This window comes from Dyadobacter frigoris, assembly GCF_005280585.1.
GTDB classification, from domain to species: Bacteria; Bacteroidota; Bacteroidia; order Cytophagales; family Spirosomataceae; genus Dyadobacter; species Dyadobacter frigoris.
The window spans coordinates 85,354-110,867 of sequence record NZ_SZVO01000007.1 but is presented as its reverse complement, the minus strand read 5'-3'; the positions used below and the strand labels follow the sequence as shown (position 1 = coordinate 110,867).

24 protein-coding genes are annotated in these 25,514 nt (G+C 39.5%); 14 read left to right on the top strand and 10 right to left on the bottom strand.

Going from position 1 to position 25,514, the window contains the following annotated elements; all coding sequences use genetic code 11:
- Positions 1-341 precede the first annotated feature (341 nt).
- From FDK13_RS15875 to proC, 5 genes are all read right to left on the bottom strand, one after another.
- Positions 342-950, bottom strand: coding sequence for an ATPase (locus FDK13_RS15875; RefSeq protein WP_137340989.1), 609 nt, complete (start codon positions 948-950; stop codon positions 342-344).
- An 80-nt stretch (positions 951-1,030) separates the two neighbouring features.
- The gene (gene fic / locus FDK13_RS15870; protein WP_137340988.1) at positions 1,031-1,585 is read right to left on the bottom strand and encodes a protein adenylyltransferase Fic; all 555 of its coding nucleotides are present in this window, start codon (positions 1,583-1,585) and stop codon (positions 1,031-1,033) included.
- Between the two features lie 99 nt (positions 1,586-1,684).
- Complete coding sequence (locus FDK13_RS15865; RefSeq protein ID WP_137340987.1) at positions 1,685-2,410, bottom strand: DUF5131 family protein; 726 nt, start codon at positions 2,408-2,410, stop codon at positions 1,685-1,687.
- A 1-nt stretch (position 2,411) separates the two neighbouring features.
- A complete protein-coding gene (gene tcmP / locus FDK13_RS15860) occupies positions 2,412-3,512 on the bottom strand; it encodes a three-Cys-motif partner protein TcmP (protein WP_137340986.1) in 1,101 nt (366 codons plus the stop codon).
- Between the two features lie 145 nt (positions 3,513-3,657).
- The gene (proC, locus tag FDK13_RS15855; protein WP_137340985.1) at positions 3,658-4,461 is read right to left on the bottom strand and encodes a pyrroline-5-carboxylate reductase; all 804 of its coding nucleotides are present in this window, start codon (positions 4,459-4,461) and stop codon (positions 3,658-3,660) included.
- 418 nt (positions 4,462-4,879) lie between these two features.
- Here proC and FDK13_RS15850 point away from each other — a divergent pair, with 418 nt between their 5' ends.
- The 5 genes from FDK13_RS15850 (at position 4,880) to FDK13_RS15830 (ending at position 13,566) form a co-directional block, all read left to right on the top strand.
- Positions 4,880-8,311, top strand: a complete 3,432-nt coding sequence (locus FDK13_RS15850; RefSeq protein ID WP_137340984.1) for a transglutaminase family protein — start codon at positions 4,880-4,882, stop codon at positions 8,309-8,311.
- Positions 8,312-8,347: 36 nt separating this feature from the next.
- On the top strand, positions 8,348-10,903 hold the full coding sequence (locus tag FDK13_RS15845) for a circularly permuted type 2 ATP-grasp protein (protein ID WP_137340983.1): 2,556 nt from the start codon (positions 8,348-8,350) through the stop codon (positions 10,901-10,903).
- A complete protein-coding gene (locus FDK13_RS15840) occupies positions 10,893-11,768 on the top strand; it encodes a transglutaminase family protein (RefSeq protein WP_137340982.1) in 876 nt (291 codons plus the stop codon). Before FDK13_RS15845 ends, FDK13_RS15840 begins: the two co-directional genes overlap by 11 nt.
- A 223-nt stretch (positions 11,769-11,991) precedes the next feature.
- Positions 11,992-12,972, top strand: coding sequence for a pyruvate dehydrogenase complex E1 component subunit beta (locus tag FDK13_RS15835; protein ID WP_137340981.1), 981 nt, complete (start codon positions 11,992-11,994; stop codon positions 12,970-12,972).
- A 207-nt stretch (positions 12,973-13,179) separates the two neighbouring features.
- Complete coding sequence (locus FDK13_RS15830; RefSeq protein ID WP_137340980.1) at positions 13,180-13,566, top strand: TraR/DksA family transcriptional regulator; 387 nt, start codon at positions 13,180-13,182, stop codon at positions 13,564-13,566.
- A 96-nt stretch (positions 13,567-13,662) separates the two neighbouring features.
- On the opposite strand, the gene FDK13_RS15825 is transcribed toward FDK13_RS15830, so the two are convergent.
- Complete coding sequence (locus tag FDK13_RS15825; protein WP_137340979.1) at positions 13,663-14,883, bottom strand: metallophosphoesterase family protein; 1,221 nt, start codon at positions 14,881-14,883, stop codon at positions 13,663-13,665.
- 291 nt (positions 14,884-15,174) lie between these two features.
- On the opposite strand from FDK13_RS15825, the gene FDK13_RS15820 reads away from it, so the two are divergent.
- Positions 15,175-16,023: a polysaccharide deacetylase family protein gene (locus tag FDK13_RS15820; RefSeq protein ID WP_229216056.1), complete on the top strand. Its 849-nt coding sequence runs from the start codon at positions 15,175-15,177 to the stop codon at positions 16,021-16,023.
- Between the two features lie 52 nt (positions 16,024-16,075).
- Here the strand turns inward: FDK13_RS15820 and FDK13_RS15815 are convergent, their stop codons facing one another.
- The 4 genes from FDK13_RS15815 to FDK13_RS15800 all read right to left on the bottom strand — a co-directional run bounded on the left by FDK13_RS15815 (position 16,076) and on the right by FDK13_RS15800 (position 19,411).
- Positions 16,076-17,200: an acyltransferase family protein gene (locus tag FDK13_RS15815; RefSeq protein ID WP_137340978.1), complete on the bottom strand. Its 1,125-nt coding sequence runs from the start codon at positions 17,198-17,200 to the stop codon at positions 16,076-16,078.
- Between the two features lie 12 nt (positions 17,201-17,212).
- The gene (locus tag FDK13_RS15810; protein ID WP_137340977.1) at positions 17,213-17,740 is read right to left on the bottom strand and encodes a KdsC family phosphatase; all 528 of its coding nucleotides are present in this window, start codon (positions 17,738-17,740) and stop codon (positions 17,213-17,215) included.
- A gap of 62 nt (positions 17,741-17,802) precedes the next feature.
- The gene (locus tag FDK13_RS15805; protein WP_137340976.1) at positions 17,803-18,609 is read right to left on the bottom strand and encodes a Rossmann-like and DUF2520 domain-containing protein; all 807 of its coding nucleotides are present in this window, start codon (positions 18,607-18,609) and stop codon (positions 17,803-17,805) included.
- A 58-nt stretch (positions 18,610-18,667) separates the two neighbouring features.
- The gene (locus FDK13_RS15800) at positions 18,668-19,411 is read right to left on the bottom strand and encodes a 3-keto-disaccharide hydrolase (RefSeq protein WP_137340975.1); all 744 of its coding nucleotides are present in this window, start codon (positions 19,409-19,411) and stop codon (positions 18,668-18,670) included.
- Positions 19,412-19,722: 311 nt separating this feature from the next.
- Between FDK13_RS15800 and rplM the strand changes: the two genes are divergently transcribed.
- From rplM to FDK13_RS15760, 8 genes are all read left to right on the top strand, one after another.
- The gene (gene rplM / locus FDK13_RS15795; RefSeq protein ID WP_090340119.1) at positions 19,723-20,166 is read left to right on the top strand and encodes a 50S ribosomal protein L13; all 444 of its coding nucleotides are present in this window, start codon (positions 19,723-19,725) and stop codon (positions 20,164-20,166) included.
- Between the two features lie 38 nt (positions 20,167-20,204).
- Complete coding sequence (rpsI, locus tag FDK13_RS15790) at positions 20,205-20,591, top strand: 30S ribosomal protein S9 (RefSeq protein WP_137340974.1); 387 nt, start codon at positions 20,205-20,207, stop codon at positions 20,589-20,591.
- A gap of 207 nt (positions 20,592-20,798) precedes the next feature.
- Entirely contained in the window at positions 20,799-21,617 is an 819-nt protein-coding gene (gene rpsB / locus FDK13_RS15785) for a 30S ribosomal protein S2 (RefSeq protein WP_137340973.1), read from the top strand.
- A gap of 203 nt (positions 21,618-21,820) precedes the next feature.
- Positions 21,821-22,657, top strand: a complete 837-nt coding sequence (gene tsf, locus FDK13_RS15780; RefSeq protein ID WP_137340972.1) for a translation elongation factor Ts — start codon at positions 21,821-21,823, stop codon at positions 22,655-22,657.
- A 133-nt stretch (positions 22,658-22,790) separates the two neighbouring features.
- On the top strand, positions 22,791-23,432 hold the full coding sequence (locus FDK13_RS15775; RefSeq protein ID WP_137340971.1) for an RNA polymerase sigma factor: 642 nt from the start codon (positions 22,791-22,793) through the stop codon (positions 23,430-23,432).
- 4 nt (positions 23,433-23,436) lie between these two features.
- Entirely contained in the window at positions 23,437-23,622 is a 186-nt protein-coding gene (locus tag FDK13_RS15770; protein WP_137340970.1) for a hypothetical protein, read from the top strand.
- A 53-nt stretch (positions 23,623-23,675) separates the two neighbouring features.
- Positions 23,676-24,503, top strand: coding sequence for a mechanosensitive ion channel family protein (locus FDK13_RS15765; RefSeq protein WP_137340969.1), 828 nt, complete (start codon positions 23,676-23,678; stop codon positions 24,501-24,503).
- Between the two features lie 21 nt (positions 24,504-24,524).
- Complete coding sequence (locus FDK13_RS15760) at positions 24,525-25,487, top strand: DUF3078 domain-containing protein (protein ID WP_137340968.1); 963 nt, start codon at positions 24,525-24,527, stop codon at positions 25,485-25,487.
- Positions 25,488-25,514 lie beyond the last annotated feature (27 nt).

Genomic DNA, 25,514 nt, shown 5'->3' with positions numbered 1-25,514 from the left:
TAATACGTTTTTTATATCGTTTAAAAGTTTACAAATAATTATTAAGCGTAATTATTTCAGTAAAAATTTTGTTAACGAATTCTTTTTCAGTGGTATCTGTCTAACACAGCTCAGTTTAGGGATTTAAAAGTTGGAAATTCGACTTGATTCTCACAGGCAATAAAAAATCCCACACCTGTGGGTATGGGACTATATTCTATTTGATGAATGAAATTAGCTTTTTGATTTATTCAGGTTTTATCCTGACAATTTTATTGTCGCGCAGTATAACGAGTTCACTATTTTTCATTTTTTTAAATTCAATTAATTTCTCGTAGACTTTTTCAAGTCCTTTTAAAATTTTATTCTTTTCCTCGATTTGTATTTCTCTTGGCGTCATAATAATTTTTTAAGAGGTTGAATTTTTCCTGATTTATAATATTCATCGGACCATCTGTTTGCTTATCCGCTAATAGTTCGTGTTTTCCTTCGGAATTATCAAATATTAAAGCTCCTTCTACAATAGGCAAATAGAGGTCAAATAAGTTTTTAATTCCTTTAATATATCTTCTTTCGATAACGTCGGGTTCAATATGGTGTCCGCCTTCCGAAACCCTTATTTTTACTCGTTCTTTGGCTAAGTCTACGTTTTGAAGCCAAAAGAATAATAAAGTTACTCGATATCCCTTTGCCTTCGCGTCGATAATTTTATTTTTATAACTTCTTGTAGATAAAGTTGTTTCAAATGCAAAATTTTCTTCTGCGGAAAGCAATTCATTAATTCTGTTCAACATTATTCGGCCAGCTTCAAACGAAACTTTTTCAGGTTGAAAAGGCGATAAGCCTTTTGCGATTTCGTCTGCGTTGACAAACTCTTTACAATCCAGAATTTCAGGTAGAATAGTAAACGACGCTGTGGTTTTTCCAGCTCCGTTACAACCTGCAATTATGTAAAGTCTTTTGTCATTCATATCAAATTTACAGATTAATTTTGTTTTTTAATTCATTGATTTAGGATTTTGAAGATCTCGTTCATGCTGCCAAAATTCCATCAAATATCATCTTCTTTTCGGTAGCCTTCGTAATAGTAGGATTGTTCTATGCCTTTAAAAATAATTTCCCGGTTATTAATTCCGTCAGTCAAATTAGCGAAAAGCAAAGTTCTTAATTCCAGATCGTTAATTGGACTGCGTTCCATGGTTTGCAGGTAAAGTGTTTTATCCACAAACTGCCAGTTAACTACTTTTTTTAAATTGTTTTTTAGTATCAAATCCAGCCAAATACGCATAGTCCTTCCGTTCCCTTCCATAAATGGATGAGCGATATTCATTTCCACATATTTAGCAATAATTTCTTCGAATGTGTTTTCAGTCATTGCTTCAATTTTGACCAAAATTTCATTCAAATACAAAGCTGACACAAATCTGAATCCACCTTTTGAAATATTTTGGGTGCGTATTTTTTCGGCAAAGTCATAAAGTCTCTCGAACAGATATTGGTTTATCTGCTGTAAGCCTTTCGTTGTTCCGGTTTTTATTTTATCGATATTACCGGATTGAAATAAGCGGAAGGCATTATCTAAACTTTTTTTATCTATATTTTTCATGTTTAGTGATACTGTAGAAGCGCATTAGCTTAGGTTAATGCATGACGTATTGGGATTCGCATCCCCTATAAAGCTAAACTCCGTTTTGAGCTGGTATTTCTACACACTTTCTTGTAGTAAGAGTTCAGGCATTTCGTCATATGTTTTTCCATTTAAAAGTCTTCCGCTCACTTTTTTGTTTTTTCCACCCCATTGTTTAAAGAAAAATGCAACATCATTCTTTTCACATTGCTTTTGTATGTCTAAAACCCATTCCGTGTCCATAGGACGTGGCGTATGACCACTTTCTCCCCCCACAATTACCCAATCTATTTTTTTTAGGTTCATTTTTGTTAACGGACCAATAAGCGGTTCACAAGACAAAAACTTTACTTTTGCGTTTGTTTTTCTCAGAAAGTCAATTCTATATTTTACCTTATCATTTTCAATAGAAACACCCATCCAAATATTATGCGTCCACTTTAACTCGTTATGTACTTCAAACAATCTTTCTGCTCTTTTAGTCAAGACCTGAAAAACATGCTGTGGATTATCATTCATTACTTCGAAAACACGTTTTATAAAATCTAATGAAATGTCCTTATGAAATAAGTCGCTCATAGAGTTTACAAATACAACTTTGGAATGTTTCCATGTATATGGAATACGCAAGGATGCTTCGTGTGCCCTTACCTCAAAATTATCTTTGTATTTTTCAATTCCCATTGCTTGAAGTCGTTTGGACATAATTTCAGCGTAACAGAATTTACAGCCCGCAGATATTTTTGTACAACCCGTAGTGGGGTTCCACGTCATTTCTGTCCATTCGATACTTGATTGTGCCATTTTATAAGGGTTTCACTTGTGTTACTAATGCGCCTGATTTACAAACCTTGGTTGAAAGATTAAAGCTACTCTTTTGAATTTTATTTTCTTTTATCAATTGTGCTATGATTTTTCTTGCATGTGATGGTAAAAAACCATTCGTTATCGTAAAGAGATAAATGGCTTTGTCTGATGGTAACGATTTATTTAAAATTCCTTCTTTTAATTCTTTTTCAAATAAATCAACTTTTTTCGGTTTGGGGACTTCATTGGTAAACAGATCAAATTGACCTTTTTGTATTTTATCCTCATCAATATCAAAATTCGCTTCGCCTCTTTCTTTATCAATGCCCCAGCAAGTTGTTAGAAACTTTTCTATACCCAAAACATGTCCACTGCCAAAAATGAGCCCGTATAGTCCTGCATTTTTTTTTAATGAGAATGATGCGAGATAATATTCTTTGTTTTGAGGGATGAGGCTTTTATAATATTCTAATACTAACCGATGTATTTTATGATAGGGTGTTTTCTCAATGTCTTCGCTATTTAGTTTTATATATCGTGAAATTGAAGGGTGTTCTGCAAATCTTTTGATTGTTGAAGATGAAATAAAAAATAAAAAATCAGTCTGTTTTAAGTTTATAATTTTAGAAAAAATCTCTTCATTAATATGTTTGACACCTGTTTGGTCCAAAAACAACAAGTTTGCATTTCCTTTATTTCCCATTTCTGGGAATTTGCTTTTAAAAGAGATTTTAAAATCTAAATTTTCAATCTGAATAGAGTAGGGCCGTACATCCCCCTTTTCTGGGGATACATTTTTTTTTAAAGCTTCGTATTTTGATTGGTCATATTCATTTAAATAAAGGTTAACATTTAGTTTCTTTGAAATTATGTTGTCAAAATGTGGATTTAATTCTTCAAGGATTATCAACGGTGTTCCTTTATTACCGAATCCGTCAGAACCTGGGCCTGAGAAAAAATCGTAAATATTTATTGTGTTCCAATAAATTTCTCTTTTGGCAATAAAAACGGGTAACCATTCCCTTAAATAATCTCTAAAAATTGCAAGTTTAGCTTTTGTCCCTTCGTCAAATGGTTTTTTATGTATATCTCTTGACATTATATTATTTGAGGTTTTGATTTACGAAGGGTGTCTGCTAAACTTACGCAACTCTTCAATGTGCGAAGTTTGCGTAGTACTTTTAATATTTATCTGAACAGGCAAGAGTATTTGCAACTCTGGCGTTATGCCTGAAACCTCCCCCTCACCCCTTCGACAACTCCTTCGACCTCATCTGCGCAGCCAAAATCCCCCCAATCAAAGTCTCATCCAAATTCCCAGCCTCAAATTGTTTCAAAGCAGCTTCCGTCGTTCCGCCTTTTGACGCAACTGCTTTAATCAGTTCGTCCAGCGATTTGTCGGCTGTGTTAATTAAATGGAAAGAACCCAGCATTGTTTGTTTTACCAAAAGTGCGGCTACGGATTCTTCGAAGCCCATTTTCTTTCCTGCTTCGATCATTGCTTTTACTACGTAGAAAAAGTAGGCCGGTCCACTGCCGCTTAATGCGGTTACGGCGTTTAATTGTTCTTCTTCTTCCAAAAACACAGAACGGCCCGTCGCATTGATCAGGTTTTCGACTTTGCGAAGCTGGGTCATATCAACTTCCGGTGAAGCGGTATACGCCGTGATACCCATGCCGAGCATGGCTGGCGTATTTGGCATCGCACGGATCACAGCTTTATGATCCAGTACCGTTTGAATATTGGCGATCGTTACACCGGCCATGATGGAAAGTACAACCTGATTTGGTGTAATTACGGCGCGTAACGCTTCCTGAACCGACGGGAAATCCTGTGGTTTTACGGATAAAATGATCAGATCGTATGTCCCGATCTGCGGTCCGATTACTCCGGTGATAACGCCGGGTTGGAAGCTGCTAAGCTTTTCCATACGATCTTCACCTTTTTCAACCAGTAAAAAATCTTCTTTTTTAACCAGATCAAATTTCAGGAATGCGCGGGCAAAGGCAAGTCCCATGTTTCCGCAGCCAATGATTGCAATTTTCATTTTAAATAAATGTATTTGATATTAAATTCAGGGTAAAAGGGAATTTGGAAAATGCACGCCGAAAATTTATTTTCGGATTGAACATTAGCCATGGCGAATTACGCAACTTTTAGTTGAAAATCAGATCATATCCAGATTTCTTTTGCGAGGCTGTCGGCAGTCGGCTTTTGGCTATCAAGCATAGAAAAAGCGACTTTTTGGCCGACAGCCGATTGCCGACAGCCAATTTCGTAGTTTATCTTCTTACCTTCGGGTTCGGTTTGAGAAAATGAATACTTTTGAAAATGTATTCGCAGGATATTTTGTTAAAGTAAATTCTTGTAGAAATATATTTTGAAAAATACGTATTATACATTTTTTTAGAGCGAGGAAGATTCGTTGCCGCCAAATTATCATAGTTTATTGTAATTCTCCAATTATGGCTATAAAAGTTGCTATTTCACATAAGACCAAGTACAAGTTTGATAGGAGTGTTGCATTGTCACCGCATATTTTCAGATTACGTCCTGCGCCGCATTCCCGTACGGCCATTGAAGGATATTCATTTAAAATTACGCCCGAAAATCATTTTATAAACTGGCAGCAGGATCCTTTTGGTAATTACCAGGCAAGGGTTGTGTTCCAGGAAAAAACGACAGAATTAAGTGTTGAAGTGGAGGTTATCGCCAAATTGCAGGTAATCAATCCGTTCGACTTTTTTGTTGAAGAATATGCTGATATGTTTCCTTTCCAATACGATCAGTCTTTGAAAAAAGAACTTGGGCCGTATCTGGAACCGAGAGAATCCGGTCCGTTGCTGATGGAATGGATTGAGCAGAATAAGGTAAATTATGATATCAAAACGACCGATTTTCTTGTTTACCTTAACCAACGGGTTTTCAATTCGATCGGTTATAATATTCGCATGGAAGCTGGTGTGCAGCAATGCGAGGATACTTTGACGATAAAAAGTGGCTCTTGCCGTGATTCTGCCTGGCTTTTGGTTCAGGTTTTGCGTCATTTAGGAATTGCGGCACGTTTTGTTTCAGGATATCTGGTTCAGCTGACTTCGGATATAAAATCGCTGGATGGACCTTCTGGACCGGAAAAAGATTTTACAGATTTGCACGCCTGGACGGAAGCCTATATTCCTGGTGCAGGCTGGATTGGCCTCGATCCAACTTCCGGACTTTTCGCCAGCGAAGGGCATATTCCACTTTGCTGTACGCCTGATTACGCCAGCGCCGCGCCGGTTTCCGGAGCAACGGATGTTTGCGAAGTAAGTTTTGAATTCGATAACAGCGTTTTTCGTATCCACGAAGATCCAAGGGTAACCAAACCTTATACTGAGGAGCAATGGAATAAGATCATGCAGGTCGGCCACGATGTGGAAAAAGATTTGCAGGATGGCGATGTGCGGATGACAATGGGTGGTGAACCTACTTTTATTTCCATCGATGACTTTGAAGGTGCTGAATGGAATACCGCTGCCGACGGTCCTTTGAAAAGACAACTGGCGTATGATCTTGCATTACGATTGAAAAACCGGTTTGCACATGGTGGCCTGCTTCATTTCGGACAAGGGAAATGGTATCCGGGCGAATTATTTCCTCGCTGGCAATATGCGCTTTATTGGAGAAATGACGGTTTGCCGATGTGGAAAAATGATGCATTGGTCGCGAAAGAAGGTGAGACAAAATACACTTTTCGTGATGCAGAAATTTTCACAACCGAGCTGACAAAATATTTAGGAATCGACACCAATAATATTACACCAGCTTATGAAGATCCGGTTTATTGGGCGATGGAAGAAGGAAAATTGCCTGTCAATATTGATCCGTTGCAGGTTAATCTTAAAGATTCAATTGAAAGAAGAACACTAGCCCAATTACTGCAAAAAGGTCTGAACAATCCGACTGGATATGTTTTGCCTTTGAAATATAATGTAAAAGACGAAAACTGGGTGAGTTGTGCCTGGGAGTTCCGTCGTAAAAACTGTTTCCTGATTCCCGGAAATTCAGCGATCGGTTTCAGACTTCCGCTTGATTCCTTGCCGGAAGTTGCAAAAGACAAAAGAGAGCAGCCAATTGAACGTAGTCCGTTTGAGGATTTGCCGCCATTAGGCGAATATAAATCGGTTGTGGAGGCAAGATATGGAACGGTTTCGCCGGCTTATGTTGCACCCGATAATAAGGTAATTGAAGATGAGGACGAGGAAAAAGATAAAAAGGTAAAGAAAGAAAAAGCGGCAGAACAAGCTTTGCTTTTTGAAGTGCCGATGATCAAAACGGCACTTTGCGTAGAGGAACGTGACGGGATAATTTACGTTTATCTTCCGCCAACGGATTATCTGGAACATTATCTGGATCTGATGGCGTCCATCGAGGCGACTGCCGAGAAATTGCAGATGCCTATCCGGATCGAAGGATATCCTTCGCCTTCGGATCACCGTGTTCAAAAACTTATCGTTACACCGGATCCGGGTGTAATTGAAGTAAATATTCACCCGGCTAAAAACTGGACGGAACTGGTTGATAACATCAGTGCTTTGTACGAGGAGGCATTTTTCTCACGATTGGGTACGGACAAATTCATGGTTGACGGCCGTCATACCGGAACGGGAGGAGGAAATCACGTAACGATTGGAGGTGCAAAACCTGCTGATAGTCCGATTCTCCGTCGTCCTGATTTGTTAAGAAGTTTGATCACTTATTGGCAGCATCATCCGGCGCTTAGTTATTTGTTTGCCGGTCCGTTTATCGGCCCGACAAGTCAGGCACCGCGTATTGATGAAGGTCGGGATGAAAAATTATATGAGGTAGAAATTGCGTTTGAACAAATTCCGGATGGTGAAGAAATTCCTTTCTGGATGGTTGACCGTATTTTCAGGAATTTGCTGGTAGACATTACCGGTAATACCCACCGCTCGGAATTTTGCATGGATAAATTGTATTCACCGGATTCTTCGACGGGTCGATTGGGAATTTTAGAATTCCGTGCCTTTGATATGCCGCCGCACAAACACATGAATTTGGTTCAAACATTGCTTGTGCGCGCATTGATTGCCAAATTCTGGAAAGAACCTTATAAACATAAATTAATCCGTTGGGGTACCGAATTACACGACCGTTTCCTGCTGCCTCATTTCGCTTATATGGATATGGTTGATGTCGTGAACGACCTGAAAGATTCCGGTTATCATTTTGACATTTCCTGGTTCGACCCGTTCTTTGAATTCCGCTTTCCTTTTTATGGAGGCATTACGGTTGATAACATTCAACTTGAAATCCGTCTTGGTATCGAGCCTTGGCATGTTCTGGGAGAAGAATTAACTAACTCCGGTACTTCCCGTTTCGTAGATTCTTCCCTTGAAAGAATTCAGGTAAAAGTGAGCGGATTTATAGAAGGTCGCCATATTCTGGTTTGTAACAGTTGCCGTGTTCCATTGAGAAGTTCGGGGATTAAAGGAGAATTTGTAGCCGGAATTCGTTACAAAGCATGGAATCCGCCGTCTGCATTACATCCAACGATCGGAGCAGATGCGCCGCTTGTTTTTGATATAGTGGATACCTGGAACAACCGTATTTTGGGCGGCTGTACGTATTTTGTTTCGCACCCGGGTGGTCGTAGTTTTGATACACATCCTGTAAACAGTTTTGAAGCGGAATCAAGAAAGATCAGCTTATTCCAGGGTTTTGGACATACGCCTTCTTTTGGCCAGGAAGTTCCGATCCTGGACAGATCAACTCCAGCCGTTTCCCGTTTTGTTGCGGAAACGAAGAAGGATTTGAGAAGTGATACGCCGGTTGAATTAATTGATCCGGAGTATCCAAATACACTGGATTTAAGAAAATACTGGAAAGCGAAATAAATCGCACCCTCTTATAAATTATTTAGTTGAATTATTATGCTTACTGAAGCTTCCGTGAATCTTTTACAATCATATCGCAGCGGGTTGAACTCGTACGATGAAATTCTGGATGTAAGAGGTCGTGTGAAACCACATTGGCAGGCTTTGTTTGCTACGCTTGAAAAACTTGGTATTGACGAATTAAAAAACAGGAATCAGGAAATTATTGACAAACTGCGTGAAAACGGGGTTACTTATAATGTCTATGAAGGTGTTGATGGATTGAATCGTCCGTGGCAGCTTGATCCGATTCCTTTTTTAATCGAACAAAAAGAATGGAACACGATAGCAAAAGGATTGCAGCAGCGAGCCTTATTGCTTGATTTGATACTTCGTGATATTTATGGTCCGAGAAATCTGGTCAGGGACGCGATCATTCCGGCGGAACTTGTTTTCGACAATGTAGGATTTTCTCGTCCCTGTGCAGATCTAATACTTCCGGCTCCGAATCAACTGGTGCTGTACGCAGCCGATATGGCGCGCGGCCCGGACGGACAGATGTGGATCGTGGATAACCGCACCCAGGCTCCTTCCGGATCTGGTTATACTTTGGAAAATCGTGTGGTGATGAGCAAGCTGCTTCCGGAGCTTGCCGATGGCATGTATGTGAGCAAATTATCGCCGTTTTTTAACAGCATCCAAAGTACAGTTTCCAGGTTATCAGGCAAAACAAAAGAAGCACCCAACATCGTTTATCTAACGCCCGGACCAAATAATGAATCCTATTTTGAGCACGCTTATCTGGCGTCTTATTTAGGATATACTTTGGCCCAAGGTGATGATTTATTAGTTCGTGACGGGTATGTCTGGCTGAAATCGATTGAAGGTTTACAGCGTGTGGATGTCATTATTCGCCGTATTGATGACGACTGGTGTGATCCTTTGGAACTTCGTGAAGATTCGCGTCTCGGTGTTCCGGGTTTGCTTCATGCCATTCGTAAAGGAAATGTGAAAGTGCTGAATCCGCCTGGTACCAGCGTTTTGGAAAACCATGCATTTCTGGCTTTCATGCATAATATTTGCCGATACTTTTTGGGTGAAGATTTAATTATGCCGTCAGTCGCTACGTGGTGGTGCGGACAGCCAAGAGAGCTTAGTTTTGTTTTAAATAATATTGACAAACTAATCATTAAAAAAGCAAACCGGAAATCTAAATTCCGCTCTGTATATGGTCGTTTGCTTACCCCAAAAGATAAAGAAGATCTAAAAAAGGCACTGATCCAGCGGCCTCATGAATATATTGCGCAGGAAGAAGTAAGTCTTTCAACGACGCCTTCGCTGGTAGATGGTCTGATCGAACCGCGTTACGCTGCCATCCGTGCGTTTCTGGTTTCTGATGAAAAAGGATACCATGTGATGCAGGGCGGACTGACGCGAAGTTCTCCGGTAAAAGATCGTTTTGTTATTTCCAACCAATATGGCGGTCTTTCAAAAGATACCTGGGTGGTTTCGGATAAAACAGATCAGGTGCAGGAAAAAATAACGCTGCCTGCTACGGCTGCCTTCAACAAACAGGTTTCGCTGCCAAGCCGCAGTGCAGAAAATCTTTTTTGGGTTGGACGCTATTGTGAGCGTACGATGTCGGTGATCAAGTTTATGAACATTGTGATCAACGTGCTCAATCTGGACAGAAATTTTGGTGGCTCTTCCAAACAGGAACACATCAAAATATTACTTCAATCGCTGACACATCTTTCTTCCACTTATCCGGGTTTTCTTGGTGAGGATAGTCAGGATTTGTTAAATAAACCTTATACCGAAATTATAAATCTGGCTTCGGATGTAAACCGGCCGGGTTCCATAGCGTCCAATATCGGATCATTTTTACATGCCATCGGAGCGGTTAGAAATCAATGGAATATTGAGATCTGGCGTACTGTTGACCTGATTGAGAATAGTTTCCTAGAGCTAAAAAATGCTCCGGTAATGAATAGCAGCAATATTCAGAAAACGCTGGATAAGTTGTACAACAGTATGCTGACATTTTTAGGGGTAATCTCCGAAACGATGCCACGTGACAACAGTTTTTTACTACTGGATACGGGAAAAATCATTGAGCGGATACTTTCCCGACTTAGTATTATCCAATCCAATTTTGGCGTTAAAAATGAAGAAAATGTAGAAAATGAATTGATTGAGGCGACTTTGCTCAATCATCATTTGCTTGTGAATTACCGTCAGGTTTATAAATCACAGTTAAGTGTTGAGGCGATGCTGGATATGGTTTTGCTTGAAAAAACATTGCCGTATTCAATTGTTTATTTGCTGGATTCATTAAAAGTAAATCTGGACTGTTTGCCAAGTACAGTTGGCGAACGGCTTAATGAAGCACAAAAATCTGTTCTGAAAGCGTCCACATTGATAAAATTGGCCAGCATTCCTTCATTAAGCCAATACGATCCGGTTACCCTGGAAAGAGAAGAATTATTTAATCTGATGTCAGAGGTTTCAGGATTAATTTCGTCTGTATCCCTGACGCTGACGAATATGTATTTCAGCCATACGATTATGCAACATTCGTTTTTTAAACCGATAGAGAACGATGAAATATAAGCTGACCCATTTAACGGAATATCGCTACGTTGAGCCTGTAAGCACATATCATAGTCTGGTATGTCTTACGCCAAGGACTTTACCAAAACAGCTATGTCAGGATTTTACAATGGAAGTAACGCCTACACCCGCTGAAATTGTGGAGCGCGTAGATTACTTTGGCAATACAACGCACTACTTTTCGCTTCATTCACCGCATAAAAAATTAACGGTAAAAACGACCAGTATTGTAGAATGTTTGACGGAAACAACCGGCGCGCCAATCCGTTCTGACGTTACCTGTGCTGAGGCGAGAGCACGTTTTATGCATGATCGTTCGCTGAAAGTTTCATTGCTGGAATATCTGTTGCCAAGTCCGCTTATCAAATGGGATCCGGCCATTATTCATTTTGCAGAAGACTGTTTTCAGGATGACCGGCCACTTTATGAATGTGTCCATGCGCTGAGCCGGAAAATATTCACAGAATTTGATTTCGTCCCTGATTTCACAACCATTCATACGCCGATCAGAGAAGTGCTGGCGGCGAAAAAAGGAGTTTGTCAGGATTTTTCGCATCTGGCGATTGCCTGTATCCGCAGCTTTGGTTTTGCTGCGCGGTATGTGAGCGGATATCTGGAAACGCTTCCGCCTCCGGGCAAGCAAAAGTTGCAGGGATCGGATGCTTCACACGCCTGGATATCGGTTTTTATTCCTGACTATGGCTGGTGCGATTTCGATCCGACGAACAATGTTGTTCCCGGTGAGCGTCATATTATTACAGCCTGGGGAAGAGATTACAGTGACGTGCCGCCGTTGAAAGGAATTATTTTCAGTTCGGGCAAACATACATTATCCGTTGAGGTGGATGTAATTCCAATGGATTGAGACTTAAAATTGTAATATATCTTTACTTTTCTGATAATGGTTGTTTAAACAATTTGAGAATTGGCCTTGTTTCTCTAATTTTACCACATCATTTTCGAAACCAGTATTGATAACCTTATTTTGATGAAACCAAGCGTTACAGAATTTAACCCTCTTTGGACAAATTTGCCTGGTAACATCCCAGTGGGGAACCACGGAACATTAAATAATCATAAAATTACGGATGAAAGAAATAGCATTTAGAGATGCCATTCGCGACGCCATGTCGGAAGAGATGCGCCGGGATCAAAGTGTATTCCTGATGGGCGAGGAAGTTGCAGAATATAATGGCGCCTATAAAGCCAGTCAGGGAATGCTTGATGAATTTGGACCGGAACGTGTGATTGATACACCGATCGCCGAATTGGGTTTTGCAGGAATTGGGGTTGGAGCAGCCGGAAACGGTCTTCGTCCTATCATTGAATTTATGACATTCAACTTTTCGTTGGTTGCGATCGATCAGATCATCAATAGCGCTGCGAAAATTCTTTCTATGTCTGCCGGACAGTACGGTGCTCCTATCGTATTCCGCGGACCAACTGGAAATGCAGGTCAGCTGGGTGCTCAGCACTCACAAAACTTTGAAAACTGGTTCGCTAACACGCCCGGTTTGAAAGTAGTGATTCCTTCAAATCCGTATGATGCAAAAGGACTTTTGAAATCAGCCATTCGTGACAACAACCCGGTTATCTTCATGGAATCGGAAGTGATGTATGGCGATAAAATGATGGTTCCTGAGGAGGAATATCTTATTCCATTAGGAAAAGCTGATGTAAAACGTCAGGGAAAAGATGTTACCATTGTTTCTTTTGGTAAAATGATCTCGCGCGTAGTTATGCCGGCTATTATCCAACTTGAAAAAGAAGGAATTGACGTAGAATTAATCGATTTAAGATGTGTTAAACCTATCGATTATGCGACCGTTGTTGAATCTGTAAAGAAAACAAACCGTTGTGTTGTTGTTGAAGAAGCTTGGCCGCTGGCATCTATTTCGACTGAAATTGCTTACCATATCCAGCGTAATGCATTTGATTATATGGATGCACCGGTAATCCGCGTTACAAACCGCGATGTTCCGCTTCCATATGCACCAACACTTATTGAGGAGATTTTACCAAATGTAAAACGTGTTGTTGAAGCAGTAAAAACTGTTTTATACAAATAAAAAAGCAAGAAAATAACAAAGCCATTTCCCGCCGCAGGTTGTGGCTTTGTTATTATTTCCCAGTACTTTGTCCTGCCGGTTGAGTAGGCTTTTTTGAGTGATTTCAATAGCTGCGGGAGCTTTTCCCGGAATTTATTGTTAAAAAAGAAATTGATTACTATTATTTTTGTTTTTAAAAGACCTTAATACGGATTCAAATCAATTAAGATTATGCAAGAAGAAAGGACGAGATATTCTGAGGAGGAATTAAAGGAATTTGAGTTACTCATTCGCGGCAAACTCGAAGGTACGCTTAATGAACTTAACTATATTAAGGGAGGTCTGAGTAAAAAAAACGATAGCGGTACAGATAACACTGCCAGTACAGCCAAGTCGATAGAAGATGGTGCAGATGCAAGCGAACGTGAAAATTTAACGCAGCTGGCAGCCAGATTGCAGAAATATTCAATCCAGTTGGAAAATGCACTTGTTCGTATCAAAAATGGCACTTACGGCATCTGTATCGATTCAGGCAAACTGATCCCAAAAGAAAGGTTACGCATCGTACCTCACACACAGCAAACAATTGAAGCAAAATTGAAACGGGTAAACTAATTTCATCTGAAAACACTTTACTCTGTTACTATAAAAAAATTAAAGGCAAGCTTACTTTTCGGTAGGCTTGCCTTTTTGTCATTATAGATTTTAGGATTATTCTTCCGACCCCAAAACTTCCCTAAAAACATTAAGCAACCCTTCCGATGGTTCTTGTCCTTTATTTTTACTTTTGAAATATTCCTGAAAAAGACTTTCCATACTCAAAGTCAGGTCGATTGTTGAAGCACTTCCTTCTTCTTCAATTTTTTTGATCTGGGGAATGATCTGTACCAAACCGGAATGCGCCTCTGTAAGTCGTCTTTTATCGGCCGCTTCCAGATAATTATCCGAAACGATCGTTAGTTCAATTAAATCTTCGGAATGCTCCTGAAGCCAGATTATCGCTTCATTAATAGAATCAAACTTTCCGCGACGGAGTTTTTTTCCTTTCGTCAATTCGATAGCGCGATAATTATTCAATTTCCCCGCTTCTGCGTCAAGGAGAATGACATACTTTGTCTGATTAGCTTCTGAGAAACTATACGCCAGCGGACTGCTTGAATAAACCGATGGAGCCGGAATTTTGTCAACCCGGTGATATCGGTGCAAATGACCAAGCGCGATATAATGAATTTGCTCAGGGAAATTTTCGGTATAAATCGCCTGCGCACCGCCGATATGTAAAATCGGTCGCTCCTCATCCGGTTCTTCTTCAGGTGCCGGATCACCTTTTTTCATCACATATAAATGCGTAACCAGCAGATTGAAGCCATCATCATCCAGATATTTTTCGGCCAATTTCTGCCAGTGTTTTTGCAAATGCGTCCGCAGGTTTTCTTCGGAATCTTCCAGTCCTAAAAACGTTTTCAGACGCTGTTCATTTGCATAAGGCGTGTGTAAAACGCGGAGAGGCACGTCTGAATTTGGAAGTTTAATTTCGATGAATCCTTTGTCTGATTTAGTAACTTCAAGTCCGGCTTGGGTGCGAAACGGTTTTATTTCTGCATTGGGAAAACCGACAAAAATAATCCCGCAAACTTTCGCCAAAGCATCCGGCACTTCGATCCGTTCAGGCGAATCATGATTTCCGGCAATGGCTATAACGGCACGGCTTCCATGTGCTGATAATCGGTATAAAGTGCTGTATAATAATTCAGTAGATTCTGACGACGGATTGAAATTATCAAACAGGTCACCGGCTACAACGACGGCATCAGCCGCTTCACGATCCGCTATTTCACAGATTTCATCTAAAACCAGCCTTTGCTCTTCCAATCTGGAAAAGTTGTCAAGCTTTTTTCCAATATGCCAGTCTGCGGTGTGGAGAATTTTCATTTTGGGTAATTATTTTAGCGAAATTAATACTTCGTTTGGGATTATGGTCACATTTCAACGTGTAAGCATTTCTTACAAGTTGGAATCTGTTTTATTACATTGGTAATTTGAAATCCATAATAGCAGTATCGCAACTGTTCGGAATTTCCGGACAGTTCAGTTAGTGAGATTACAAAGTGTAAGTCAAAAAGATGGAATGTTATAACTTTGACCTTATTTGTAATTTTCTATAATAATTGTTGCAGAAACGAAGGGTACCTTAAAATTAACACACAAAAAATAATATCTATTTTGACAAAGAAATTAATAAGTTGGAAAAGTAAGGATCTAAATTTGATCAGTCAAATCTGGTCTTTTTCAGGTCTTTTTCTTATCATTTTATCTTTGTCATCCTGCCACGAAAAACCAACCAACGCAGAAAAAGCCGGCATCGCTATTTCTTTCGACGATCATTTTATCGATGATTGGTATGCATTAAGACCACTATTTCAAAAATATAACGCCAGAGTTACTTTTTTTCTAACGTGCCCGGATTCACTGACTAGCGATGAAATTGTCAAAATAAAACAGCTCCAAAAAGACGGACATGAAATCGGTTTTCATGGAACGGTACATGGAAATGCAACTGCCATGATCGAATCCGGCGGCCCGGAAAAATATATTGAAACTGAACTCAAACCAGGCTTAAAACATCTGGCGAAAATCGGTATAAAACCCACTTCCTATGCGCATCCAGGTGGAAACCATACTGATCGGGCAGATTCTGTTTTGTTGGCAAACGGATTCAAAATTTTGCGAGATGTAGCTCAGGCAGAACGAAAATTATTCGGAATACCTGTTTATCATTTCGAACCAAGAGTCATGAACTGGATTTATTATCCCTTCAACAAAGAGCAAATTGTGGATGCCTTGATGATCGATGCAGGAACAAATGTTAGTGAAAAGGAAATAAAAGAAGCACTAAAAAAAGCAAAAAAAACAAATACTGCCCTCATGCTTTTCGGTCATCAACCATTATATGAAAAACCGAAAAACGGCCAATACGGATTCAGTATAACATTTTTAGAAACAATCCTAAAAGAAGCAAAAGCCCAAAACCTGAAATTCTACACCATGTCCGAACTCCCAACCTCAAAATAAACCTTTCAAAACTCTGCGCAAAACCTCTCAATAACTCTGCGTTTAAAAAGAACTAACGCCCGAAATGCCGATCCTTGAACGCCAATAAAGGTTTTTCGAAGTAATTATAAGAAAGTGCGGTTACTGCTACGGATAATGCAAAGCTTAAAATATAGACCACGATGTGATAGGTGGTTCCTGTTATTTGAGGAGCAAATGTTCTTAATGCATTGATGATAAAAACAATAACGAAAACGTGGTAAATATAAAGTCCATAGGAAATCTTACCCAGATAGCTCATTACCTTATTTTCCAGACTGATAATTGTGTTTTTGTTACAGGAAACATTCAGCACAAAAAAGCTGAAAAAGAGCGCATATAATTCAAGAAATCCTGTGAAGTGAACACCTGAGAAAAACAGAACGGCTAACAATGTGTAGACCACGATCTGCACATCTTTTCTAAAAACGAAATCCAGAATTTTTGTTTTTTGTGAATAAACCAGATAAGCGCAAAGACCTCCGAGCGCCATCGTTTGAATCCGGAACTGACCGAAGAATGTAGTGATGGCGGATATTTTTTCCTCGTCCGTTTTATCTAAAAGGTAAGCTCCGCCGAATAATAGTATAGCTGTCACGAATAGGAAGAGGAAAAGAATTCTTCCACTCCTTTTGGGATATTTGATAATCCACGGCCATAAATAGTAAAATTGCTCTTCCACACCAATGGACCAGGTTTGCGCACACCAATAAGGAAGATCGTACAATACAAAGGCATAATTCGGTAGAACCAAAAGCAGCAATGCTAAACGAGGTGCAACATCATGCGCTAACTTTTCATTGGCCCCAGGAAAATAAAGCAGATCAATATGCGGGAAAACAAAAAAGGATAATCCTATAATCAGAAAATAGATAGGCCAGATCCTGAAAACGCGGCGCAGATAAAATTTCTTAGCGTCAACATCACCAAACCGACCTTTTTCTTCCAGCAGTAAATAAGTAATTAAGAATCCACTCAGCACGAAAAACAAACCCACGCCTAATCGTCCGGCATGTTTGATGATCGTTACATCATATAAATTATCAATACCAAAAGCATGTTTGGCTTGCTCCAGATGATGAAAAACCACTAAAAGTGCTGCGATGCAGCGGATACCATTTAAATTGGGAAAGTAACGTTTGTTTTCCGAGTGTGCCACGTATTTATATTCTTACTTCGATTCAAACCACGACATCCATTTTCCCTGCGCACGCATCACCTGCTCGATCACGTCACGAACTGCTCCGTAACCGCCTTTTGCAGGAGATACATAATCTGCAATCGCAAGAATTTCCTGATCTGAATCGGCAGGACATGCACCTAAAACGGCCGTTTTCATGACTTCGTAATCAGGGAGGTCATCACCCATGAATATGATTTCATTTTCAGTAAGGCCGCGTTCCTGAAGATATTTTTTAAAGATTGGTAATTTTCCGTCGGGTGTTGTACCAATGAAAATGTCTTTAACACCTAAATATTCCAGCCTTTTACGAACGCCAACCTGATTTTGTGCGGAAAGAATAGCGACGTTATATCCCAGCCTAACGGCACGGTTAATACCATATCCGTCACGAACGTTGAAAATCCGGGGTTGCTCTCCGCTTTCAAGTGCGATCACACTGCCGTCGGTCATAACACCGTCCACATCAAAAATAAAGGTTGTAATCTGTTTGAAACGCTCTTCTAAGGCTGAACTCATAAAATTTCAAGATTGGAATTGTGTGCAAAGATAGTCTAACTTTTTTCCCGGCGAAGTACCGGTTATTCATTTCCCATATGACGGGTTCTTATTCTTTCGGTCATTAAACGATAAATATCGGTCCAGTCGGGATTTATTTCCTGTAAATATTCAAGATGCCGCCCGGTTGTTGCCCAGTCGCCCCGCTTTGCCGGACCGGTTTGTCCTAATGCGGGATTATCCGATTGTAAAGCTTTTTCAACCGTTGTTCTGATTAATGGCACCAGCAGACCAAAATCTAACTGCTCCCGTGCAAGCAGATCATGAGAAATGCTTAATAAATGATTGGTAAAATTACTGGCGAAAACTGCCGCTACATGTAAAATAAACCGCTCATCAGAATCAACGTGGCGCACATAATTACTCACGCTGTCAGCTAAATTTGTAAGCCTGGCCTCAACGATATCGCTGGTCCCTTCCACGCAAATGGGTAACGTTTTATAATCCATCGGAACCTCTTTGGTGAAAGTTTGTAATGGATAAAAAACACCAGTTTGTACAGGCACATCACTGTAAATTTCCAGCAGATTTTGAAGTTCCGCCAAAGATCTTGTGCCCGAAGTATGAACTACAATGACGCCTTCGGGCAAAACGATTCGCTCAATAACCGATTTTAAAGCATCATCCGAAACCGTAATAAAAATAATCTGTGTATCACTTTCTGAAAAATTCAGATCCGGCTGAATTTCTGAATCATAAAGCAATGATACCAGCTGGCGGGCCTTTTGCGTATCGCGACTATAAACTTCACAAATAAGATGACCGGCATCTTCAAAAGCCTGAGACAGATGCCATGCGACATTTCCGGCACCGATAAAGGAGATTTTCATTGGTATTGAATATTGTGATAACCTGCGTAAGTTATTAAGGCATAGTCAACTTCACAAATCAGTTTACGATCGGTGCGGTTTGTTCTGCCGATGTTATGCCGGAAGGCAGTTCCATAATGCGCATATTACGAAAGTGAATTTCAGCACCTTCTGCTTCCAGGCAGATATAACCTTTCTTCCGTTCTGATGCGCGTAACCCATTCACAAATTTTCCGTTGACAGATAATTTTACGGTTCCGTCTACACAAACGACCACATATTTATTCCACTCTCCTTTTCCTTTGCAGCGTTTTTCAATGGATTTGCTTCGTATGCCACGCGGATTATCCGGAATTGCCGTCATGCCCATCGTTGGAAATAATTCGCCATGAACGTAATCGTCAGTAGCATTATGTTGCCTGGCGTAATCCAGTTCTAGCATTTGCACTTCGATAGCTTTTGTTAGCGGATCATCTTTAAACTGTGTTCCTTCACTCCAAACAAAAATCCCGGAATTCCCGCCAGCCGTCATATGTTTCCATTCGACTTCCAAAATAAAATTTTCATATTGTTTGTCGGAACGCATCACGCCAATCGGTAAGCCCGAGCAAATCAAAGTTCCGTTTTTCACTTTCCAGGTTTCTTTGGAAGTATTGACATCGATCCATCCGTTTAGGTTTTTCCCATTGAAAAGTGGCCGAAAAGCTAATGCATCAGAATCCTGAGCATAACCTGAATTGATAAAAAATAGAACGAAAAATATAATCCGGGCAATCCGACAGTTTAAAAAGGCGTCTTTTAGAGCTCTATTTTTAATATACATAAGGGAAATGTTTAGGATTTGTTGAGATCAGAATTGATCTGGAAAATTATTTAATCAAAGTATTTCAAGTTTGCGTATTACTTGCTTAGTGGCTGACTGTCACCTAAAAACTTCGTAAATCGTTGTTAAAATGCGATTTTTCAGATTAATCACCCATATCATAAGTATTACAAAAAATGCGTCTTCCGGGAAAAATTACAAACATACTTGTAATTCAATTTGTTAAACTCTATATTTGCACTCCCATTTTGCGATGGGACTGTTCTATAACAGTGTAATTTATTGAAAATCAATTAAAATTTTTGTTAATCGTGGATACGTTAAGCTACAAAACCATCTCGGCGAACAAAAACACAGTGAACAAGGAGTGGGTTGTTGTGGATGCCAAAGGTGCAGTTCTTGGTCGTTTGGCCAGTGAAGTTGCTAAAATTATCAGAGGCAAGCACAAAGCAAGTTACACCCCTCATGTAGACTGTGGTGATAATGTTATCATTATCAACGCCGATAAAGTAAAGTTGACAGGTAAGAAGTTGACAGACAAAATTTATGTTCGTCACACGGGTTACCCGGGAGGTCAACGTTTTCAAACTCCTCGCGAATTGCTTGAAAAACACCCGGAACGTGTTATTGAGAAAGCCGTGAGAGGTATGCTTCCAAAAAGTCGTTTGGGACGTCGTTTGTTTACTAATTTGTTCGTTTATGCCGCTGCGGAACATCCGCACAGTGCTCAACAACCTAAAGAAATACAGTTTTAAGCCTTTTAGGTTTATAACTGATAACGCAAAAGCAATTCATGGAAGTTATCAACACAATTGGTAGAAGAAAAACAGCTGTGGCGCGCATCTACCTAACGCCAGGTAAAGGAGAAATCAAAGTAAACGGCCGCGATTTTAAGGAGTACTTTCCTTTTGAAGTACATCAGATCGTTTTGCAAATGCCTTTCGCTACGATTAGCGGTAACAATGGTTACGACGTTAAAGTAAACGTAAGAGGTGGTGGAATATCAGGACAAGCTGAGGCTGTTCGTATGGCTATTTCACGTGCATTGGTTGAATATAACGGAGATTTCCGTCCAGCGTTGAAGAAAGAAGGATTCCTTACTCGTGACCCTCGTATGGTTGAACGTAAGAAATACGGTCGCGCTAAGGCTCGTAAGAGATTCCAGTTCTCGAAACGTTAATATTATTTCATTGTCAGGAATAGTCAAGTATGGTCAGGAAATAGTCAGGTATCGTTTCGGCTGAGAAGCACAACAATAAATGACAACCCCTGACAACAAATGACAAAACTTGACATTTGAAAGAAGTCCAGACAGTTACTTATCGTGCCCGATGTACTGTGCTGCGTATGTAATATCTTTTTCAAAATATTAAATTCAAATTTGGCAATGGCACAAATAGAATATAAAGACCTATTGGATGCAGGTGTGCATTTTGGTCACCTTACCCGCAAGTGGGATCCCCGTATGGCTCCATATATCTTTATGGAAAAAAACGGTATTCACATCATTGACCTGAACAAAACACTTAGCTGCGTAGAATCAGCTGAAGCTGCTTTGAAACAGATCGTTCGTTCAGGACGTAAGATCATGTTTGTGGCTACTAAAAAACAAGCGCAGGAAATCGTAACGGAAGAGGCGAAACGCCTTAAAATGCCTTACGTAACTGATCGTTGGTTAGGTGGTATGCTTACAAACTTTGGCACAATTCGCAAGTCTTTGAAAAAAATGCAGACTCTTGAGAAGATGCTTAAAGACGAAACCACGGTTAGCAATATCGCGAAAAGAGAACGCCTGATGCTTACACGTGAAAAGGACAAATTGGAAAGAGTGTTAGGTGGTGTAGCTGACTTAACGCGCCTTCCTGCTGCACTTTTCATCGTTGATGTGAAACGTGAACACATTGCAGTTTCAGAAGCAAAAAGATTGAACATCCCTATTTTTGCTATCTGTGATACAAACTCAAACCCAGAATTGGTTGATTTCCCAATTCCAAGTAATGATGATGCTTACAAAGCGATCTCATTGATTACTTTGGCTATCGGTAAGGCAATCGAAGAAGGTCTGATGGAACGCAAGCAGGATAAAGACGATCAGCGTCTTGTTGAGGAAGAAGAAGCCAAACGTCAGGTTGACAAAGGCAATGAGGATGCAGCTGCTGCAGCACCACGTGCTGAGGTTCCGGCAATTGAAAGTGACGAAGAATAGTCAGGGCGATATGAATCAGGTTAGTCAATAACCTTTTTCTTTCTGATAGATAAAGTAGCCCATAGCCATTTGCTATGGGCTATAGTTTTTTAAAATTCAAATTGAAAAATAGTTTATAACCGATTCGTTAACATTTGCTTAATCTGTTAATCCCGGGAATTGAACTGTTTTGTAAAAAGTTTTTAACCATTTAGAAATAAGTCATGGCAATTACCGCTCAAGATGTAAATAAACTACGCCAGATGACTGGCGCAGGAATGATGGATTGTAAAAAAGCACTTCAGGAAGCTGATGGTGATTTTGACAATGCCGTTGATATTCTTCGTAAACAAGGACAAAAAGTAGCAGCAAAACGTGCTGATAACGAAGTATCAGAAGGAACTGTATTGGTAGCGATCAGTGCCGACGGAACGAATGGTAAACTTGTTGCTTTCGCTTGCGAAACGGAACCAGTTTCAAATGTTGAAGATTTCAAAACACTTGCTCAAAGCATTTTGGACAAAGCTGTTGCTGATAATATCCAGGATAAAGAAGCTTTACTTGCTGCGACTTTGGCTGATGGCCGTCCGGTAAGTGAAAACATCATCGACCTTGTTGGTAAATTGGGAGAGAAATTGGTTATCGCTGCTTACGAAAACGTAACTGCGGATCAGGTTGTTTCTTATATTCACTCAAACGGAAAACTTGGTGTTTTGGTAGCGTTCGAAGGTGTTAACGGAACTGACGTCAGCGAACTTGGAAAAGACGTTGCTATGCAGATTGCTGCAATGAAGCCTGTTGCTCTTGACAAAGACGGTGTTGATTCAGCAACAGTTGAACGCGAAATCGAAGTGGGTAAAGAACAAGCTCGTGCAGAAGGCAAGCCAGAAGCTATGCTTGAAAAAATCGCACAAGGTAAATTACAGAAATTCTACAAAGACAATACTTTGTTGAATCAGGAATTTGTTAAAGATTCTTCATTAACTATCCGCCAATTGGTTGAGAAAACTGCTAAGGGTTTGACTGTAAAGTCATTCAAAAGAGTAGCAATTGGAGCATAATTAAAAAAAATAGTAAAAAAATAAAAACAACGCCTGACGTATACTTGTATACCAGGCGTTGTTTTTGTTATTTGCCGTAACAAAAATATTTTTTACACACTAATTAGGCCTTGCTCTGTTACTTTTTGCATGTATGGCGGTCAAAACGTTTAAAGAAGAACTGAAAGAAAATAATTACACCGACGAAGAGTTGGTGAAATTATTCGTGGATACGCAGCGTAACCACTATTTCGAAAAACTGTACTCACGATATGCCGATAAGGTTTATCATAAGTGCCTGTCTTTTGTTAAGGATTCGGCAAAAGCTGAAGATCTCACACACGATATCTTTCTGAAACTGATATTCAAGTTGGGAACCTTTAAAGAAGATGCCAAATTCTCGACATGGCTGTATTCTATTACGTACAATCACTGTATGGATCAGCTCCGTTCCAACAAGAAAAGAGGCGAAGTATATCAGGATGAGCCTATGGAAGTCTCTGACGATATTGACCTTAATAATCTTTTCGACGGAGACGATATTGAAGCCAGGAATCTGAAAACTGCGCTGGATCATCTCACGGTAGATGAAAAGGGTATTTTATTTATGAAATATACCGATGATCTTAGTATCAGGGATATTGCAGATATATTTAAGATAACAGAGAGTGCCGTAAAAATGCGCCTTCTCAGATCACGGGAAAAACTCCGCAAGAAATATTTGGAAACAATTATTTTCCTGGGTATATTCTTCGTCAAAGTGATAGAACTAATCAGGTATTTTATAAACAGCTGAAAATATGTCCTCAGGAAATACAGTTTTTAAAGATTTAGAGTCTACTGAGGAAGTACCAGCCTACCTTAAAAGAGCTTTGGTGTCAGAAGTAAATACGATCAGGGATACAATGCATGTAGTAGAACATTTTACAGAGCATTTTATAAACACGCTGATCGTTAGTCTTTCCATTGAGGATACAGATTTATAAAACACAGGAACACCACGATTGCAAGACAAAAACACACATTTTACTCTCTCCATATGAACAACCTTCCCAACATTTCAGAAATTTTAATTAACACTTTTAACACACTAATAAACCAGTTTGTAATTTTTGTTCCACGGGTTATTGGTTGCTTTATCATCATTGCAATCGGTTATCTGGTAGCAAAAGGTGTTACTATCGTCATCAGAAAAGTACTTAGCTCCATCGGATTTGATCGTATTGGTGATAAATTGAATGAAATTGGTCTCATCAAACAGCTTAAAACAGAAATCAAGCTAAGTGATATTGTGGCAAAAGTTGTTTATTATTTCATCCTGTTAATTTTTCTTACCGCTGCGACCGAAACCTTAGGTGTTGATGCAATCACAAGCATGGTACTGTCGTTAGTTAATTTTATTCCAAAACTTATTGCCGCGGCTGTCATGCTGCAAATTGGAATTATGATTTCTGATGCAATAAAGGGTGCTGTGGTTGCTACCTGTAAATCGTTTAATATTCCTTCCTCCAAACTCATAGGAAATATTGCCTTCGTTTTCTTTTTGATTATTACATTTATCAGCGCATTGGGGCAAATCGGAATTGAAACCACATTGCTCGAATCCAGTTTTATTTTGGTAATAGGCGGAGTAATTCTTTCCTTTTCACTTGGTTATGGTATCGCGTCAAAAGATGTTTTATCCAATATAATTTCTTCTTTTTATAGCCGTAAAAATTACAGAGAAGGCCAGATTATCAAGATTGATGATGTTAAAGGGGTGATTACAAAAATCGACAATACGACAGTAACCATCGTTAACGATACCACCACTACAATACTGCCATTACAGTTTTTTCAGACCCGGCAGGTTGAAATCTTTAATTAATACATTAAAATTTGAATAAACATGAACTTCAAAACTACATTCCGCACACTTATTGTTTGTTTATTATTTATTGCATCCAGAAGCGCTTTTGCACAGGATGATATTACTAAAAAGGTTGATCTCACGAATTCTTTAAGTGGTGCAAGACTTAAAGTTAAGGGTGATACAACCTGGAAAAAGGTAGAATTTGGAGTCAATCTTACACAAGGCTCTTTTAGTTCCAACTGGACTGGCGGGGGAGTAAGTTCCATCGCACTTGGTGCATTATTCAACGCACTTAGTGAAAAAAAAACCGGGAAACATTCATGGAGAAATGACTTTCAATCACAATATGGTATTGTAAAAAACAAATCTCAGGGAAGCCGGAAAAATCTGGACCGTATCTTTTTTGATACTAAATATAATTACGAACTGACGAAAGAATGGAGTTTATTCGCAAATTTTAACTTACTCTCGCAATTTGCAAACGGTTATACATACTCCTCTTCGACACATCCGGATTCTATCAATTTTCCAACCAAAGTTTCAGGACTTTTTGCGCCGGCTTATTTAACAGAAGCAATTGGTATTGAATATCGTCCGGCTCCATATTTCTTTATTGATCTTGCTCCCGGAGCAGTTCGTCAAACAATTGTTTCAGACAAAAATTTATATCTAAATATTCCTGGAAATTATGGTGTTAAAATTGGAAAGCGTTTCCATAATGAGGTTGGTATTGTACAATTGGTAGCCAATTTTGATAAGGAGGTAGTCAAAGACATTAATCTGAAATTCAGATACCAGTTATTTACAGCCTACAATAAAAACCAAGTCACAGACAAAAGAGAATTTAAAAACGATCATAGGCTGGACGCCATGGTGACGGCTAAAATCGCTAAATATTTTAATGTGAATTTAGGTGCAATAGTAATATACAATAAATCGCAAGTTGATGACATTCAATTTGCACAAGGTTTAAGTATTGGGTTTTTATATACTTTTTAATTAGATTTAACCCACATACATTTAACC

Coding starts and splice junctions, on each gene's coding strand:
- FDK13_RS15875 (WP_137340989.1), bottom strand. CDS start 950: ATGAATGACAAAAGACTTTACATAATTGCAGGTTGTAACGGAGCTGGA.
- fic (WP_137340988.1), bottom strand. CDS start 1,585: ATGAAAAATATAGATAAAAAAAGTTTAGATAATGCCTTCCGCTTATTT.
- FDK13_RS15865 (WP_137340987.1), bottom strand. CDS start 2,410: ATGGCACAATCAAGTATCGAATGGACAGAAATGACGTGGAACCCCACT.
- tcmP (WP_137340986.1), bottom strand. CDS start 3,512: ATGTCAAGAGATATACATAAAAAACCATTTGACGAAGGGACAAAAGCT.
- proC (WP_137340985.1), bottom strand. CDS start 4,461: ATGAAAATTGCAATCATTGGCTGCGGAAACATGGGACTTGCCTTTGCC.
- FDK13_RS15850 (WP_137340984.1), top strand. CDS start 4,880: ATGGCTATAAAAGTTGCTATTTCACATAAGACCAAGTACAAGTTTGAT.
- FDK13_RS15845 (WP_137340983.1), top strand. CDS start 8,348: ATGCTTACTGAAGCTTCCGTGAATCTTTTACAATCATATCGCAGCGGG.
- FDK13_RS15840 (WP_137340982.1), top strand. CDS start 10,893: ATGAAATATAAGCTGACCCATTTAACGGAATATCGCTACGTTGAGCCT.
- FDK13_RS15835 (WP_137340981.1), top strand. CDS start 11,992: ATGAAAGAAATAGCATTTAGAGATGCCATTCGCGACGCCATGTCGGAA.
- FDK13_RS15825 (WP_137340979.1), bottom strand. CDS start 14,883: ATGAAAATTCTCCACACCGCAGACTGGCATATTGGAAAAAAGCTTGAC.
- FDK13_RS15810 (WP_137340977.1), bottom strand. CDS start 17,740: ATGAGTTCAGCCTTAGAAGAGCGTTTCAAACAGATTACAACCTTTATT.
- FDK13_RS15805 (WP_137340976.1), bottom strand. CDS start 18,609: ATGAAAATCTCCTTTATCGGTGCCGGAAATGTCGCATGGCATCTGTCT.
- FDK13_RS15800 (WP_137340975.1), bottom strand. CDS start 19,411: ATGTATATTAAAAATAGAGCTCTAAAAGACGCCTTTTTAAACTGTCGG.
- rpsI (WP_137340974.1), top strand. CDS start 20,205: ATGGAAGTTATCAACACAATTGGTAGAAGAAAAACAGCTGTGGCGCGC.
- rpsB (WP_137340973.1), top strand. CDS start 20,799: ATGGCACAAATAGAATATAAAGACCTATTGGATGCAGGTGTGCATTTT.
- tsf (WP_137340972.1), top strand. CDS start 21,821: ATGGCAATTACCGCTCAAGATGTAAATAAACTACGCCAGATGACTGGC.
- FDK13_RS15775 (WP_137340971.1), top strand. CDS start 22,791: ATGGCGGTCAAAACGTTTAAAGAAGAACTGAAAGAAAATAATTACACC.
- FDK13_RS15770 (WP_137340970.1), top strand. CDS start 23,437: ATGTCCTCAGGAAATACAGTTTTTAAAGATTTAGAGTCTACTGAGGAA.
- FDK13_RS15765 (WP_137340969.1), top strand. CDS start 23,676: ATGAACAACCTTCCCAACATTTCAGAAATTTTAATTAACACTTTTAAC.
- FDK13_RS15760 (WP_137340968.1), top strand. CDS start 24,525: ATGAACTTCAAAACTACATTCCGCACACTTATTGTTTGTTTATTATTT.